Here is a 14,697-nt window from a genome sequence, read left to right on the forward strand (position 1 = left end):
CAGGGGGGGGCATGGGGCAACAAGACTGCTGAACGGTCCACCCCCCAACCCACCCGTCGCGCCACCTTGCCTACGGACGCTGCCCCGCCCCTGATCGTCCAGCTGGCCTGGTTGATTCCTCTCTATGGCTTTGCCGGCGTGGTGCTGGCACTGCCGTGGGCCAGCGGTTGGATCCGCCGCGAGGGCCCCAGGCCGGCCGCCTACCTCAACATTTTTGTCACGCTGCTGGCCTTCCTGCATGGCAGCGCTGTGCTCTCCACTGTGCTGCGCGAGGGCCCCTACGCGATCACGGTGCCGTGGTTTCAGGCCGCCGACCTGACCCTCTCGTTCAGCTTTGATCTCTCCCTCACCAGCCTGGCCAGCCTTGAATTGGTGACCGGCCTGAGCCTGCTGGCCCAGTTCTTCGCGCTGGGTTACCTCGACAAGGAGTGGTCGCTGGCGCGGTTTTACGCCCTGATTGGATTTTTTGAGGGGGCAATGGCGGGGGTGGTGCTGAGCAGCTCCCTGTTTCTCACCTACTTCCTGCTGGAGATGCTCACCCTCTCCACCTACCTGCTCGTGGGCTTCTGGTACGCCCAGCCGCTGGTGGTGACGGCCGCACGCGATGCCTTCCTCACCAAAAGGGTGGGCGATGTGTTGCTGCTGATGGGGGTGGTGGCCCTGTCGGCCTGGGCGGGGGTGATGCGCTTCGACGACCTCTACAGCTGGGCGGCAGGCGCGCAGATCTCGCCGCTGGCCGGCAATCTGCTCGGCCTGGCCCTGATCGCCGGGCCGCTGGGCAAGTGCGCCCAGTTCCCAATGCACCTCTGGCTCGATGAGGCGATGGAGGGGCCAAATCCGGCTTCGATCCTGCGCAATTCGGTGGTGGTCACCTGCGGCGCGCTGGTGTTGCTGCGGCTGATGCCGATCCTGCAGCTGTCGCCCCTGAGCCTGACGGCGTTGGTGGCGCTCGGCTCGCTCACCGCCATCGGCGGCTCGCTGGTGGCCATTGCCCAGGTGGACATCAAGCGCACCCTCTCCTATTCCACGAGCGCTTCGATGGGGTTGGTGTTCATCGCCATCGCCCTGCAGCAGCCGGGCATCGCCCTGCTGTTGCTGTTCGCCCACGCCGTCGGCAAGGCGCTGCTGTTCATGAGTGTCGGTTGTGTGATCGCCACCACCAACTGCCAGGACCTCAGCGAACTGGGCGGCCTGGGGCGCCGCATGCCCGCCACCACCTGCGCCTTCCTGGTGGGGGCGGCCGGCACCACCGGTTTGGTTCCCCTCGGCTGCTTCTGGGCGCTGGGCCTCGATGTGCAGGCGATGCTGCGCAGTGCCCCCTGGTTGGCCGCGATCGTGCTGCTCGCCAATGCGCTCACCGTGGTGAACCTCGTGCGGGTGTACCGCCTGGTGTTCCTCGGCTCGCCCCAGCCCAAGACCCGCCGCACCCCCGAGGTGAACTGGCAGATGGCCCTGCCGATGGTGAGCCTCACCGTGCTCGTGCTGGTCACGCCGCTGATCATGGTGGTGATCGACCCGGTGCCGGGCCTGGCTTCGTTCTCGCTGCCGGTGGCCCTCTCGCTGCTGCTCACCAGTGCCGTTGCGCTGGTGGCCGGTTGCCTGCTGCCGCTGCGCAAGGGCTGGTCGGTCACGATCCTGCGGCCGCTGCGCCTGTTGCAGGAGCTGCTCGCCTACGACTTCTACACCGATCGCATCTACCGGGTCACGATCGTGGCGCTGGTGGCGGGTCTCTCGCGGGCCGCTGCCCGCTTCGATCGCGATGTGGTCAACGCCCTGGTGAACCGGGTGGGCAGCCTGTCGCTGGCCAGTGCCGAGGGCCTCAAACTGACCGTGACCGGTCATACCCAGACCTACGTGCTCACCGGGACCGTGGCGATTGTGCTGCTGCTCACCTCGCTCTCCTGGGTGGTGCGATGACTCTCTCTCCCGAACAGGTGCCGTCATGTTGAGCGGTCTGCTGCTGATTCCTCTGTTGGGCGCCATCGCCCTGCTGGTCTGGCCTGGTGCGGTGAGCGGCGAACGGTTGCGGCGCACCTGCCTGGCGCTGCTGGTGCTGCAGGTGGCCTGGTCGTTGCGGGTGCTGTGGCAGTTCGACCCCACCATTTCCGGGCTGCAGCTTGAGGAGATCGCGCCCTGGGTGGGCAGCCTCGGCCTCGACTATCGGCTTGGCATTGACGGCCTGTCGCTGCCGCTGGTGCTGATCAATGGGGCACTTTCGCTGGCAGCGGCGCTGGTCACGTCCACCTCCACGCCGCGGCCCCGCCTTTACTACGCCCTGCTGCTGCTGATCAGCGGGGCCGTGAATGGCGCCTTCCTGGCCCAGAACCTGCTGTTGTTCTTCCTTTTCTATGAACTGGAACTGATTCCGCTCTGGCTGCTGATCGCCATCTGGGGCGGCAGCAACCGGGCCTATGCGGCCACGAAGTTCCTGCTGTTCACCGCCGTGTCCGGGGTGCTGATCCTGGGCGCCTTCTTTGGCCTGGCGCTGGCCACCGGCACGGCGGATTTCAGCCTGCAGCCACTACTGGGGCAAGAGCTGGGCATGGGCATGCAGCTGTTGCTGATGGGGGCCCTGCTGGTGGGGTTCGGCATCAAGATTCCGCTGTTTCCCTTCCACACCTGGCTGCCGGATGCCCACACCGAGGCCTCCACGCCTGTGTCCCTGCTGCTGGCCGGCGTGCTGCTGAAGCTCGGCACCTACGGGCTGCTGCGCTTCTGTCTTGGCCTCTTCCCCGATGCCTGGCAGTTGATGTCCCCCTGGTTGGCGGGCTGGGCGGCGGTGTCGGTGTTGTTCGGTTCGCTGGCGGCGATTCAGCAGCAGGACATGAAGCGGATGGTGGCCTACAGCTCCGTGGGCCACATGGGCTACGTGCTGCTGGCGGCCGCTGCTGCCACGCCGGTGAGCCTGCTGGGCGCGCTGTTTCAGATGGTGAGCCACGGCCTGATCTCCGCGTTGCTGTTTCTGCTGGTGGGGGTGGTGTACGCCACCACCGGCACCCGCGATCTGAACGTGCTGCGCGGTCTGCTCAACCCGGAGCGGGGCCTGCCGATCACTGGCTCGCTCATGATCGCCGGGGTGATGGCCAGTGCCGGCATCCCCGGCATGGGGGGCTTCATCTCCGAGTTTCTGGTGTTCCGCGGCAGCCTGGTGCCCTTCCCGGTGCCCACCCTGCTGTGCATGGTGGGCTCGGGCCTCACGGCAGTGTATTTTCTGCTGTTGGTAAACCGGGTGTTCTTCGGCCGCCTTTCGCCCCCGGCCGACGACCTCGACACGCCGCTGCCGGCGGTGCCACTGGCGCGCCAGATCCCGGCGCTTGCGCTCACCGTGGCGGTGCTGTTGCTCGGGGTGGCGCCGCAAGCGCTCGGCACCCTTGCCACGGCCACCACCACGGCAATGGGCCGGGCGCCGCAACGCCTGGCGGCCCTGCCGGTTTCGGCCGCTCCTGATCGCTTGCTTGCGGGAGGGATGGGGCAATGATCCGTCAGCCCGAAGCGGCAGCGATGCTGGAGCGCTTGCTGGCCGGTGTGCCGCTGCTCGACCACTCCGCCGAGCACCTGCTGGAGGTGGTGGCGGTGCTGGAGAGCTATGGCGAGGTGCTCGATGCCTACAGCCGCAACCTCATCCACCAGGCCCAGCGTGAGTTTCTCAATCCCTTTCCGGTGCTGCGTTTCTTCAATGGGGAGGTCACGCCGCAGCGGCTCTGGCGCCACCTGATCCACGACCGCATCAATTTCGAATACGCCGAGTATTGCCAGCGCCTGATGCTCTGGCACGGCACCGGCGGCCTTGACGCCTACCTCGATTCCGCCGCCTTCCAGCAGCACTGCGCCGTGGTGATCGGCCACCGGCGCCGCCGTGATCCGCTGCTGGCTCTGCTGGATCCGCTGTTCCCGGATTTCCTGCCCGAGCTGATCCGCTCGGCGGCCACCGCCAGCGCGCTTGGCCAGTTCTGGCGGGTGATGAGCGATCTGTTCCTGGATCTCGCCGACGCCCACCGCCGCGGTGAGATCGTCACGATCGCCGCCGTGGTGGCCTTCATCCGCGAAGGGCTGGTGGCGGCTGCCGGCCTGCCGATCCGCTATGCGGTGGAGCTCGATGGTGTGCCGTTCGAGATCCTGCCTCCCGCCGCCGGCCTCACCTTCCTGGTCGATGTGGCGGTGCCCTACGTGGAGGCGGTGTTCCTGCGGGGCAGTCCGTTTCTGGGCACGGTGTCGTTCAACGCCCAGGCGCGCCAGATCCCGATCGACCAGGCCTGCTTCCAGTACGGGGCGCTCTACGCCGATCCGCTGCCCACGATGGGCGCGGGCATTCCCCCCAGCCTGCTGATGCAGGACATGAGCCGCCATCTGCCGGCGGCCTTGCTGCAGGTGTACCGCAGCCGGGGCAGGGGGGAGGGCGACCTGCGGGTGAAGATCTGCGCCAGTTTTCAGAAGGCGATGTTCTGCGTCACCAATGCGGCCATCGACGGCACCTTCCCCCATCCGCTTTCCAGCAGCCACCCGAGCGAACAACAGGCCAACCGGGCCTATGCAAAAGCCTGGATCGAACGGCTGCGGGTGGCGCGCATCGACTGCCTGCCCGACCGTTTGGCCGCCGGGGCCTGATGATTTCCCTGCAGTAGGTTTCCAAGATGGAGCAACCCTGGACCCTGCGGCAGCGACCCGAACGTCTGGAGCGGCGGCTGGAATTCGGCGACTACGAAACCACCCGCGTCTTCCTTGAGCAGCTCAACCACCTGTCGGAGCAGAGCGGCCGCTTCCCGGACATCAGCTTCGGGCGTACCTACGTCAATCTCACCCTGCGCAGCGAAACCGAGGACGGACCGATCGGAGCCCCTGAAACCGCGTTTGCCGAGGCCATCGACCGCCTCGTGCCCTGATGGCCCCCTCCACCGTCGGCCCCAGCTCCGATCCGGTGATGGCGGATGACACCCCGGTGGATCTGCGGGCCGCCTACGAAGGCACCGGCGTGGGTGATGTGCTTGATCAGCTCGACCGCGAACTGATCGGGCTCAAGCCGGTGAAGATGCGGATCAGGGAGATCGCCGCCCTGCTGGTGGTGGAACGGGCGCGCAAGCAGGTGGGGCTGGCCACGGCGGCCCCCAGCCTGCACATGTCGTTCACCGGCCATCCGGGCACGGGCAAAACCACTGTGGCGGAGCGGATCTCCGAAATCCTGCACCGGCTGGGCTATGTGCGCAAAGGCCATCTGGTCACGGCCACCCGCGATGATCTGGTGGGCCAGTACATCGGCCACACCGCCCCCAAGACGCGGGAGATGCTCAAGCGGGCCATGGGCGGGGTGCTGTTCATCGACGAGGCCTACTACCTCTACCGCCCCGAGAATGAGCGGGATTATGGCGCTGAGGCGATCGAAATCCTGCTGCAGGTGATGGAGAACAACCGCGATGATCTGGTGGTGATTTTTGCGGGTTACAAGGACAAAATGGATATTTTCTATCAATCAAATCCCGGCCTCTCTTCCCGTGTAGCCAATCACATTGATTTCCCAGATTACACCGCTCCGGAGTTGCTCTCCATTGCCAAGCTGATTCTTGCCGGCGAGAGCTATCGCTTCAGCGATGAAGCCAGCATCGCTTTTTCTGATTATATTCAGCGCCGCATGCTGCTGCCGTTCTTTGCCAATGCCCGATCCATCCGCAACGCAATCGATCGGGCCCGCATGCGCCAGGCGAACCGGCTGTTCAATCACATGGGGCGCGGCCACACCAAGCGGGATCTGATCACGATCGAGGCCGACGACATCACCGCCAGCAGTGTGTTCCAGGGAAAAGTGGAAGGCCTCGACCGCAGCCTGCCGCTCACCTGATCAGCAGCCAGATCACCAGCGCGGGTGCCCTACCGGCGTCTGAGCTGCGGAGAGTGTCTCGGCCAGAATGATCGTTGCAGCTCCTCGACTGCTGTTCACCAACTGCTGTTGCTCAACAGCTGCTCAGCAACAGCTGTTCAGTGGCATCAGTTCAGCGCGTACTTTCAGCGGCGGCGGCGGCCGTCGATCTGCAAGAGATCACGCACCTGCTGCAGTTGGCGGGCCAGGGAAGGATCGCTGGCCAGCTTCTTCTCCACCTGCTCCACGGCATACATCACGGTGCTGTGGTCCTTGCCTCCGAACACATCGCCGATGCGGGGCAGGCTCAGATCGGTGGTCTGGCGCATCAGATACATGCCCACCTGGCGCGCCTGGCTCACGGCCCGTTTGCGGCTGCTGCTGCGCATCTCGTCGATGCTGACACCGAACACCTCGGCCACCTTCTCCACCACCTGCTGCGGCGTCACCACCACCTCGTTGCCCACCGGGTCGAGCATCGGCGCCACCGATTCCACCGTCATCGGCAGACCGGTGATCGAGGCGAAGGCCACCGCCCGGGTGAGCGCCCCCTCCAGCTCCCGGATGTTGGAGGTGAAGCGGCCTGCCAGGTACTGGATCAGGTCGCGCGGCAGGGTCATGCGTTCCTGCTCCGCCTTCTTGTGCAGGATCGCCATGCGGGTCTCCAGGTCGGGGGTCTGGATGTCGGCGATCAGGCCCATCGAGAAGCGTGAGATCAGGCGTTCCTGCAGGCGGGGAATCTGGCTGGGGGGGCGATCGCTGGCGATCACGATCTGGCGCCCCGCTTCGTGCAGAGCGTTGAACGTATGGAAGAACTCCTCCTGGGTGTACTCCTTGCCTTCGATGAACTGGATGTCGTCCACCAGGATCAGGTCGGCGGCGCGGTAGCGGTCGCGGAACTTCTGCATGCCGTCCTTGCGGATCGCCTGGATCAGGTCGTTGGTGAACGACTCGGTGGACACGTAGAACACACGCGCATCTGGGTCGATCTCGACGCGGTAGTGGCCGATCGCCTGCATCAGGTGGGTCTTGCCCAGCCCGACCCCACCACAGAGGAACAGGGGGTTGAATTCACGCCCCGGCGCTTCCGCCACCGCCAGCGATGCCGCATGGGCCATGCGGCTGTTGGGCCCCACCACGAAGCGGTTGAACACGTAGCGGGGGTTGAGCCCCGGCGCCGGGCGCCGCGGTGTTTCGCCGCTGGCAGCGGTGGCCAGTACCGGGCCGCCGGAGCCCGCGCCCGCCATGGCCCTTGCCCCCGCTGCCACCGGCCCTCCCTCGCCGCCTATGGCCTCTGGCAGCCCATCTGGGCCAGGCTCAGCGGCTGCCTGGGCGGTGGACACCTCTACGGCGACCCCGTGGCCGGCGAGCTCGGAGGCGACGGCGGCAATGGTGGTCAGGTAGTTCTTGCGCAGCCAGCCGCAGGCGAAGCTGTTTGGCGCTTCCAGGTGCAGCACCCCATTGCGGAAGCCGGCGCAGCGGGCTGGGCGGATCCAGGTTTCGAAGGTGGGCTTGCTCAGATTGGCCTGAAGCGAATCCTGAACCCGGTGCCACAGCTGCTCACCCTGCTGCACCACCACCCCAACGCCCGGGAGCCGAATATAGGCAGAGACCTTCCAGGCGGGCGGCCTCCGATGAGGCGCATCCTGACCTGGCTTGCCTGCCTCCGATGTCCCCTGTCCGTTTCCCCAGTCTTCCCCAGTTTCCGGCGACTGGTCTCACGGCTGGACTGCTGGGGATCGCCATGAGCGGTTGCGCGGTGAGCCTGCCGGAGTTGTCCGGCTTGCCACGCTTGCCACAGCTCCCGCAGCTCCCGCAGAGCGATCGCACTCCTGCGCTGCCGAAGGTGAGCGACGCCCCGCCGGCGGGCCCCTTGCAGACCGGCAACAGTTTCATCGTCAATGCGGTCGAGAAGGTGGGTCCGGCCGTGGTGCGCATCGACACGGTCAAGCGGGTGATCAACCCGTTGGGCGGTCTGTTCGGGCGTGGCCCGGCGATTCAGCAGCAGCAGGGGCAGGGCTCAGGCTTCATCACCCGCTCTGACGGGGTGATCATCACCAACGCCCACGTGGTGGAGGGGGCCAATGAGGTGTCGATCACGCTGCCCGACAGCCGCAGCTTCACTGGCAAGGTGCTCGGCAGCGATCCGCTCACCGACATCGCCGTGGTGAAGGTGGTGGCCGAGGGGCTGCCCGTGGCGCCCTTGGGGGATTCCGCCCGGGTGCGGCCGGGGGAGTGGGCGATCGCGATCGGTAACCCGCTGGGGCTCGACAACACCGTGACCGCAGGGATCATCAGCGCCATCCAGCGCACCAATGCCATCGGTGAGGGCCAGCGGGTGCCTTACATCCAGACCGATGCGGCCGTGAACCCCGGCAACAGTGGTGGGCCGCTGATCAACGACCGGGGACAGGTGATCGGTGTGAACACCGCCATTCGCCAGGCGCCCGGCGCCGGCCTGAGCTTTGCCATCCCGGTGAATCTGGCTCGGCAGATCGCCGCCCAGATCCTCGAGAAGGGCCGGGCTTCGCACCCCTACATCGGTGTGCGCTTGCAGGCGCTTACTCCCCAGCTGGCCCGCGAGATCAACGCCACCTCCTCCGAGTGCCAGCTGCCGGAAGTCCAGGGGGTGGTGGTGGTGGAGGTGCTGCCCCGCAGCCCTGCGGAACAGGCGGGGCTCAAGCCCTGCGACCTGATCGAGCAGGTGGACAACAAGGCCGTACGCAACCCCTCCGAGGTGCAGGTGGCGGTGGATCAGGTGCGGGTCGGCAGTGAGATGACGGTCAAGGTGCGCCGTGGCACTCAGAGCACCACGCTCAACATGCGACCGGCGGAGCTCAAGAGCTCTCGATGAACGGGGCTGAAACCGGCCCCTCACTCAGGGGGCAGCGCGTGCTGGTCGTGATGGCGCGCTGGCCCGCCCCGGGCCGTTGCAAGCGGCGGCTGGGGGCCAGCATCGGTGCGGTGCCCGCGGCCCGCATCCAGCGCCGGCTCACCGCCCACACCATCGCGGTGGCCAGGGGTCTGGCTGCTGCCTGCGGGTGCTGCCCGCTGCTGGCCGTGGCGGGCCTGGGCGCGCGGGCGGCCGAGCGCTGGGGGCGTGCGGCGGGCATCAAGGTGGTGGCGCTTCAGGGGCAGGGCAGCCTGGGCGTGCGTCTTGCCCGCCAGTTCCAGCGCGCCTTTCGCGCCGGGGCCCGCCAGGTGTTGCTGATCGGCACCGACCTGCCGTTGCTGGAGGGGGCAGATCTGGCCGCCGCCTTTGCGGAGCTGGAGCACAGCCCCCTGGTGCTGGGCCCCGCCACCGATGGCGGCTACTGGCTGATCGGCCTGGGCCGGCCTGAACCGGCGCTGTTCTGTGGCATCGACTGGGGCAGTTCGGCGGTATTGGATCAGACCCTGCAGTTGGCCAGCCAATGCCGCCTGGAACCCACCTTGATGGCGCTGCGCAGCGATCTCGATCGCGCGGGCGACCTGGCGCCGTGGCAGCGCTGAAGACCGACGCGCTGCAGGGGGCGATCGCCGTGGTGATTCCCGTGCGCAATGAAGCGGCCCATCTGCCTCTGCTGTTGGCCGATCTGGCGATGGCCCCGGCGGGGTTGATCGGTGAGCTGCTGGTGGTGGATGGCGGCAGCTCCGATGGCAGCGGCCGGCTGGCCTCGCTGGCCGGCGCAGCGTTGCAGCACGCCGGTGGGGGCCGTGGCGCCCAGCTGGTGGCGGGAGTGGCGGCCACCGAAGCCCCCTGGTTGCTGCTGCTGCATGGCGACCTGCGCCTGCCGCCGCGCTGGTGGGAGCCGGTGCTCGCGGCGCTGGGGCAGGCCGAGGCTGCCTGGTATTTCCGGCTGCGGGTGCGGGAGTCGGGCCTGGCGCTGCGGCTGATGGAAGCCGCCGTGGAGCTGCGCAGCCGCTGGGCGCTGACGCCCTATGGCGATCAGGGGCTGCTGCTGCCCCGGGGCTTGCTGGAGCAGGCCGGTGGCCTGCGTCCCCTGCCTCTGATGGAAGACCTCGACCTGGTGCTGCGCCTGCGCCAGCAGGCACCGATCCGTTGTCTGGAGCGCGAGGTGCGGGTGGAAGGCCGCCGCTGGCGGCGGCTGGGCGTGTGGCGCACCGCCTGGCATAACGCGCGGCTCCGCCGTGCCTGGCGCCACGGCACCGAGGCCGGTGAGCTCGCCCGCCGCTACTACCAGCTGTAAGCGCGAACGGCGGGGCGGGCGTTCAGGGGGAATACCAGAAGGCGCAGCGCCGCTGACGCGGCTCCAGTTCCCAGCCCTGCGACGCGTAGAAGCCCACCACGTCGGGGTCGGCGAACAGGCTCACCCGTTCCACCTCCATGGTGCGCAGGCGATCGAGCACGTAGGCCATCAGCTGCCGCCCCAGCCCTGCCCCTTGATACAGAGGATGCACCGCCACATCCCACACCGTGGCTTCCAGCACGCCATCACCGGTGCAGCGGGCGAAGCCCACCAGCCGCGGCACGCGCGGATCGTGGCGCCAGAGCCCCACGCGCAGCAGGCTGTGCTGCAGCGCCTTGCGCACCCGCCGCAGCGGTCGGCGGCTCCAGCCCACTGCGTCGCAGAGTTTTTCGAGTTCCACCAGATCGATGTCCCGGTCTTCGCTCAACACCAGCTGCAGCTGCGCATTGGGCGTGGGGCAGAGGCGGAATCCGACGCCGTAGAAGCTGGAGAGAAGGGGGTCGGAGTCCAATCCTGAGGGCCGAGACAACGCAATGGAACGATCCTGCCCGATCGGGGGGGTTCCGTTGCAGGCTGGAGGCTTGCTTCGCCCCTGGATTGCCCCGTTCCGTTCCGGCTGACCCGGGCGTCGCCCCCCCTCCCGCCGCTGCCGGGGACGAGCGGCCGCTGCTGGTGTGTCTGCACGGCTGGCTGCTGGCCGGCCGTCTCTGGGACCCGCTGCGGGTGGCGCTGGACGACCGCCAGCGGCTCTGGACCCCTGACCTGCCTGGCTTCGGCGGCACCCCCCGCCCCCGTTCGCTGGCCCCCACCCTGGCCAGCTACGGCCGCTGGGTGGCAGAGCAGTGCCTCACCCTGGCAGAGCGGCGTGTGGTGCTGGTGGGCCATTCGCTCGGCGGCAGCGTGGCGCTGCATGCGGCGCCGCTACTGGCCGGCCGGCTCGTGGGGGTGATTCAGATCGCGGCAGGCGGCGGGGTGTACCAGCCGCGCGCCTTCAGCCAGCTGCGCACCGGCGGCCGGCTGTTCCTGCAATGGCGTCCCAGCTGGCTGGCGGAGCTTCCCGGCACCGCCGCCATCCGCAGCCCCCTGATCGCCGAGCAGCGGGCAGCCCGCAGCCTGCTGGCCTGCAGCACCAACCGCGGCGCTGTGTGCCAGCTGCCGGCACTGGTGGCCGGTCTGCAGGTGCCGAGCCTCTGGATCGCAGGCAGCCGCGATCAGGTGATGGAGCCCCGCTACGTGCGCCATCTGGCGGGCTACTCCGACCGACACGAGCTGGCTGAGTTGCAGGGCTGCGGGCATCTGCCAATGCGCCAGGCCCCCCACCAGCTCGCTGGCGTGATTGAGAGCTGGGTTCAGAGCCTGGCCAGGCCGCGCTCCTGAAGATCGGCCAGTTGGGCGTAGAGCCCACCGGCCTGGCGCAGTTCCCGGTGGGTGCCCTGTTCGATCAGCTGGCCGCGCCGCAGCACCAGGATCCGGTCGGCGGCCTCCACGGTGGCCAGCCGGTGGGCGATCACGATCGCGGTGCGGGCGTGCAGCAGTTTGTCGAGGTCGCGCTGCAGGGTGGCTTCGGTGGAGGGATCCATGAAGGCCGTGGCTTCATCCATCACCAGCACGGAGGGGTCGCGGATCGCCACCCTTGCCACCGCCAGCAGCTGCCGCTCGCCGGAGGAAAGATTGCCGCCTCGCTCGCGCAGTTCGGTGGCCAGGCCATCGGGAAGGCGCCGGAGCAGGCCGTCGAGGCCGAGCTCACGGCAGATGCGCTCCAGTTCGTCGTCGGGAATCGCCGCATCGAGGCGCAGGTTGTCAGCCACGTTGCCGCTGAACAGGAAGGTGTCCTGCAGCACCACCCCCAGCCGCTGACGCAGCGTGAGGCTGGGCAGCTCGCGGATGTCGATGCCATCGAGCAGGATTCGCCCCTGCTGCGGTTCGTAGAGCCGGCAGAGCAGGCGGATCACGGTGGTCTTGCCGGAGCCGGTGGGGCCCACCAGCGCCACATGCTCGCCAGGGGCGATGCGAAAACTGAGGTCGGTGAGGATCGGGTCGTCGGGCCGGTAGGCGAACGACACGTTCTCGAAGATCACCTCGCCCTCGCTGGCCCGTTCACGGCCGGAGCGGCGGGCGGCGGCGGTGCGCTGCTCCATGGCCAGATCGCTGATCTCGATCGGTTCCTCCAGCAACTCACCGATGCGCTGCACGGCCGTCAGGCCGCCCTGGATCTGGGTGAAGCGCTCCGCCAGCTGGCGCAGTGGATCGAACAGGCGCTGGGAAAACAGGATGAAGGTGGTGAGGGTGCCCAGGCCGATGGCGCCATCGGTGACCATCCAGCCCCCCAGGGCCAGCACGAGCGCCACCGCCGAGAGGGCCACCCACTCGATGAAGGCGGAGATCGAACTTTCGTAGAAGATCGTGCCGTCGACCGCCTTGCGGTAAGCGTTGGTGGTGACGCCGAAGCGGGCGCTGTTGACGGCCTCGCGCCGGAACATCTGCACCACATCCAGGCCCTGCAGGTTTTCCTGGAGATCGGCGTTGAGCTGGCTGAGCTCTTCGCGGACGCGGTAATTGGCTTTGCGGTAGCGCCCCTGCAGCCAGAGGATCACCACCACCACCGGGATCTGGATCAGCAGCAGCAGGGCGCCGAGGCGGAACTCGATCGAGAGCATGGTGACAGCGATCACCACCAGGGTCACCAGGTCGGCGAGCACGCCGATGGCGCCGCTGCCGAACACTTCGGCCAGGGCGTCGACATCGCTGGTGAGGCGGGTGAGCAGCTTGCCCACCGGCGTGCGGTCGTGGAAGCGCAGCGACAGGGCCATCGCATGGCGGAACAGGTCGTCGCGGATGCGGGCGGTGAGGCGTTGCCCCACGGCCTGCACGCTGTAGCTCTGCACCCCCTGCAGCGCCAGGCGCACCAGCACGGCCGCCAGCAGGCACAGCACCAGGGTGCGCATCGCCATGGCCACGCTCTGGCCCACCAGCCAGGCGGCCCTGGGCTCGTTGCGCAGCACCGAGATCGCCTGGCCCACCAGCAGCGGCTGCACGGCCGCCGAAAAGGCGACGGGGATCAGCAGCAGCAGCGTGAGCAGCAACCGGCGGCGGTCGCGGCCGAGATAGGGAACGAGCTTGAGCAGCCGCTGGCGGTCAAGGGCGGCCATCAGCGCGCCTCCACACGGGCCGCCGCCACCCGGTCGATGATCGTTTGCAGCTGGCCTTGATCGAGCCGCAGGGCCAGGGGATGGCCGATCAGGCGGGCGGTGCTGTGGAACAGGTCCTCGATCGCCACCAGCCCGTTGTCGCGCAGGGTGCGGCCGGTGGCCACCAGATCCACGATCGCCTCCGACATGCCGGTGATCGGGCCCAGCTCCACCGAACCGGTGAGATGAATGAGCTCCACCGGCAGGTCGAGCTGGTTGAAGAAGGTTTCGGCGCAGCGCACGAACTTGCTGGCCACGCGGCAGTGGGCCGGCAGATCAGCGGCCCGGCGGTAGCCGCTGCTCGCCTTCACCGCCACGGCCATGCGGCAGCCACCGAAGCCGAGGTCAACCAGGGGGGCCACGGGCAGCTGGTGCTCCCGCAGCACGTCTTCGCCGACGATGCCGAGCTGGGCCTGGCCGTAGGCCACATACACCGGCACATCGGCGTTCCGCACCAGCAGGGCGCGGGCGGTGCCGCACGGGCTGGGCACCATCAACTGGCGGTTGTCGCTGTCGAGCAGGGCGGCGAAATCCAGACCGGCCGCGGCAAGGCAGCGCACCGAATCCTTCAGCAGGGCCCCTTTGGCCAGAGCAACGGTGATCATGGGCGTGCTCCGCAGGCTGAACTTTACCGATGCAGACCTCCCGCAGCGAGCCGCCGGCCGTGGCGGCAACGGGCGGGCGGCCTCCAGCGCTGGCCGTGTCGCTGATCCCGGTGCTGAACGACAACTACGTCTTCGTGCTGCACGACCCCCTGGCGGCAGGGGCGGCCCCCGGCCGGGCGGTGGTGGTGGATCCCGCCGTGGCGCCGCCGGTGCGCGCCTGGCTGGAGTCCCACCGGCTGGAGCTGGTGGCCGTGCTGCAGACCCACCATCACTCCGATCACATCGGTGGCACCGCCGGCCTGCTGGAGCGCTGGCCAGCCGCCGCGGTGATCGCCGCCGCCGCCGACCGCGAGCGCATTCCGCTCCAGACCCTCTCGGTGCGTGGCGGTGACCGCCTCAGCCTGCTGGGCCGGGCGGTGGAGGTGCTGGAGGTGCCGGGCCACACCCGTGCCCATCTGGCCTACGTGCTGCCGGCGGTGCCGGGCGGGCACGGGGAGCTGTTCTGCGGCGACACCCTGTTCGCCGGCGGCTGCGGGCGGCTGTTCGAGGGTTCGCCGGAGCAGATGCACCACTCGCTGCAGCAGCTGGCGCAGCTGCCGGAAAGCACGCGGGTGTGGTGCGCCCATGAGTACACCCGCGCCAACCTGCGTTGGGCCGCTGCGCTGGTGGCGGCAGAGCCAGAGGCTGCTGCGGGTGCGATCACGGCGCGACTGGCGGCGGTGGAGCAGGCCCGCAGCCAGGGCCAGGCCACCATCCCCAGCACGATCGCGCTGGAGCGCGCCACCAATCTCTTCCTGCGTGCCGGCAGCGCCGCCACGCTCGCCGCGCTGCGCCGGCACAAGGAGGGCTGGCAAGGCTGAGGCGCC

14 protein-coding genes are annotated in these 14,697 nt (G+C 68.4%); 10 read left to right on the forward strand and 4 right to left on the reverse strand.

The genetic code is table 11. From position 1 onward, the window contains the following. The first annotated feature begins 66 nt into the window (after nt 1-66). Genes KBY97_RS07640 through cbbX form a run of 5 tightly spaced genes read left to right on the forward strand, consistent with a single transcriptional unit; the run spans nt 67 to nt 5,830 of the window. Nucleotides 67-1,917: an NAD(P)H-quinone oxidoreductase subunit F gene (locus tag KBY97_RS07640; RefSeq protein WP_255146104.1), complete on the forward strand. Its 1,851-nt coding sequence runs from the start codon at nt 67-69 to the stop codon at nt 1,915-1,917. Nucleotides 1,918-1,942: 25 nt separating this feature from the next. Next, a complete protein-coding gene (locus KBY97_RS07645; protein WP_255146105.1) occupies nt 1,943-3,478 on the forward strand; it encodes an NADH-quinone oxidoreductase subunit M in 1,536 nt (511 codons plus the stop codon). Beyond that, a complete protein-coding gene (locus tag KBY97_RS07650) occupies nt 3,475-4,605 on the forward strand; it encodes a CO2 hydration protein (RefSeq protein ID WP_255146107.1) in 1,131 nt (376 codons plus the stop codon). The genes KBY97_RS07645 and KBY97_RS07650 overlap by 4 nt, the downstream gene beginning before the upstream one ends. 26 nt (nt 4,606-4,631) lie before the next feature. After that, nucleotides 4,632-4,880 carry a 4a-hydroxytetrahydrobiopterin dehydratase gene (locus KBY97_RS07655; RefSeq protein WP_255146110.1) on the forward strand — a complete coding sequence of 83 codons (249 nt, stop codon included), beginning with the start codon at nt 4,632-4,634 and terminating at the stop codon, nt 4,878-4,880. Beyond that, nucleotides 4,880-5,830: a CbbX protein gene (gene cbbX / locus KBY97_RS07660; RefSeq protein WP_255146111.1), complete on the forward strand. Its 951-nt coding sequence runs from the start codon at nt 4,880-4,882 to the stop codon at nt 5,828-5,830. The genes KBY97_RS07655 and cbbX overlap by 1 nt, the downstream gene beginning before the upstream one ends. Nucleotides 5,831-5,994: 164 nt before the next feature. On the opposite strand, the gene dnaA is transcribed toward cbbX, so the two are convergent. Next, nucleotides 5,995-7,428: a chromosomal replication initiator protein DnaA gene (gene dnaA, locus KBY97_RS07665; protein WP_399217480.1), complete on the reverse strand. Its 1,434-nt coding sequence runs from the start codon at nt 7,426-7,428 to the stop codon at nt 5,995-5,997. Nucleotides 7,429-7,592: 164 nt separating this feature from the next. Between dnaA and KBY97_RS07670 the strand changes: the two genes are divergently transcribed. The 3 genes from KBY97_RS07670 to KBY97_RS07680 are packed head-to-tail and all read left to right on the forward strand — an operon-like array spanning nt 7,593 to nt 10,038. Next, entirely contained in the window at nt 7,593-8,702 is a 1,110-nt protein-coding gene (locus KBY97_RS07670) for a trypsin-like peptidase domain-containing protein (protein WP_255146113.1), read from the forward strand. Continuing rightward, the gene (locus tag KBY97_RS07675; protein WP_255146115.1) at nt 8,699-9,340 is read left to right on the forward strand and encodes a TIGR04282 family arsenosugar biosynthesis glycosyltransferase; all 642 of its coding nucleotides are present in this window, start codon (nt 8,699-8,701) and stop codon (nt 9,338-9,340) included. The genes KBY97_RS07670 and KBY97_RS07675 overlap by 4 nt, the downstream gene beginning before the upstream one ends. Next, the gene (locus KBY97_RS07680; RefSeq protein ID WP_255146117.1) at nt 9,328-10,038 is read left to right on the forward strand and encodes a TIGR04283 family arsenosugar biosynthesis glycosyltransferase; all 711 of its coding nucleotides are present in this window, start codon (nt 9,328-9,330) and stop codon (nt 10,036-10,038) included. The genes KBY97_RS07675 and KBY97_RS07680 overlap by 13 nt, the downstream gene beginning before the upstream one ends. A 22-nt stretch (nt 10,039-10,060) precedes the next feature. On the opposite strand, the gene KBY97_RS07685 is transcribed toward KBY97_RS07680, so the two are convergent. Continuing rightward, complete coding sequence (locus KBY97_RS07685; protein WP_255146118.1) at nt 10,061-10,549, reverse strand: GNAT family N-acetyltransferase; 489 nt, start codon at nt 10,547-10,549, stop codon at nt 10,061-10,063. Between the two features lie 86 nt (nt 10,550-10,635). On the opposite strand from KBY97_RS07685, the gene KBY97_RS07690 reads away from it, so the two are divergent. Further along, the gene (locus tag KBY97_RS07690; RefSeq protein WP_255146119.1) at nt 10,636-11,415 is read left to right on the forward strand and encodes an alpha/beta fold hydrolase; all 780 of its coding nucleotides are present in this window, start codon (nt 10,636-10,638) and stop codon (nt 11,413-11,415) included. Here KBY97_RS07690 and KBY97_RS07695 read toward each other — a convergent pair. Together KBY97_RS07695 and hisG are read right to left on the reverse strand one after the other, a co-directional pair. Then, nucleotides 11,388-13,187, reverse strand: coding sequence for an ABC transporter ATP-binding protein (locus KBY97_RS07695; RefSeq protein WP_255146120.1), 1,800 nt, complete (start codon nt 13,185-13,187; stop codon nt 11,388-11,390). The two genes, KBY97_RS07690 and KBY97_RS07695, sit on opposite strands and share 28 nt — an antisense overlap. Continuing rightward, the gene (gene hisG / locus KBY97_RS07700) at nt 13,187-13,831 is read right to left on the reverse strand and encodes an ATP phosphoribosyltransferase (protein ID WP_255146122.1); all 645 of its coding nucleotides are present in this window, start codon (nt 13,829-13,831) and stop codon (nt 13,187-13,189) included. The genes KBY97_RS07695 and hisG overlap by 1 nt, the downstream gene beginning before the upstream one ends. 29 nt (nt 13,832-13,860) lie before the next feature. Here hisG and gloB point away from each other — a divergent pair, with 29 nt between their 5' ends. Beyond that, a complete protein-coding gene (gene gloB, locus KBY97_RS07705) occupies nt 13,861-14,691 on the forward strand; it encodes a hydroxyacylglutathione hydrolase (RefSeq protein ID WP_255146124.1) in 831 nt (276 codons plus the stop codon). Nucleotides 14,692-14,697: the final 6 nt, after the last annotated feature.

Origin of the sequence: Synechococcus sp. ATX 2A4 (assembly GCF_024346375.1) — a bacterium.
Lineage (GTDB): Bacteria > Cyanobacteriota > Cyanobacteriia > PCC-6307 > Cyanobiaceae > MW101C3.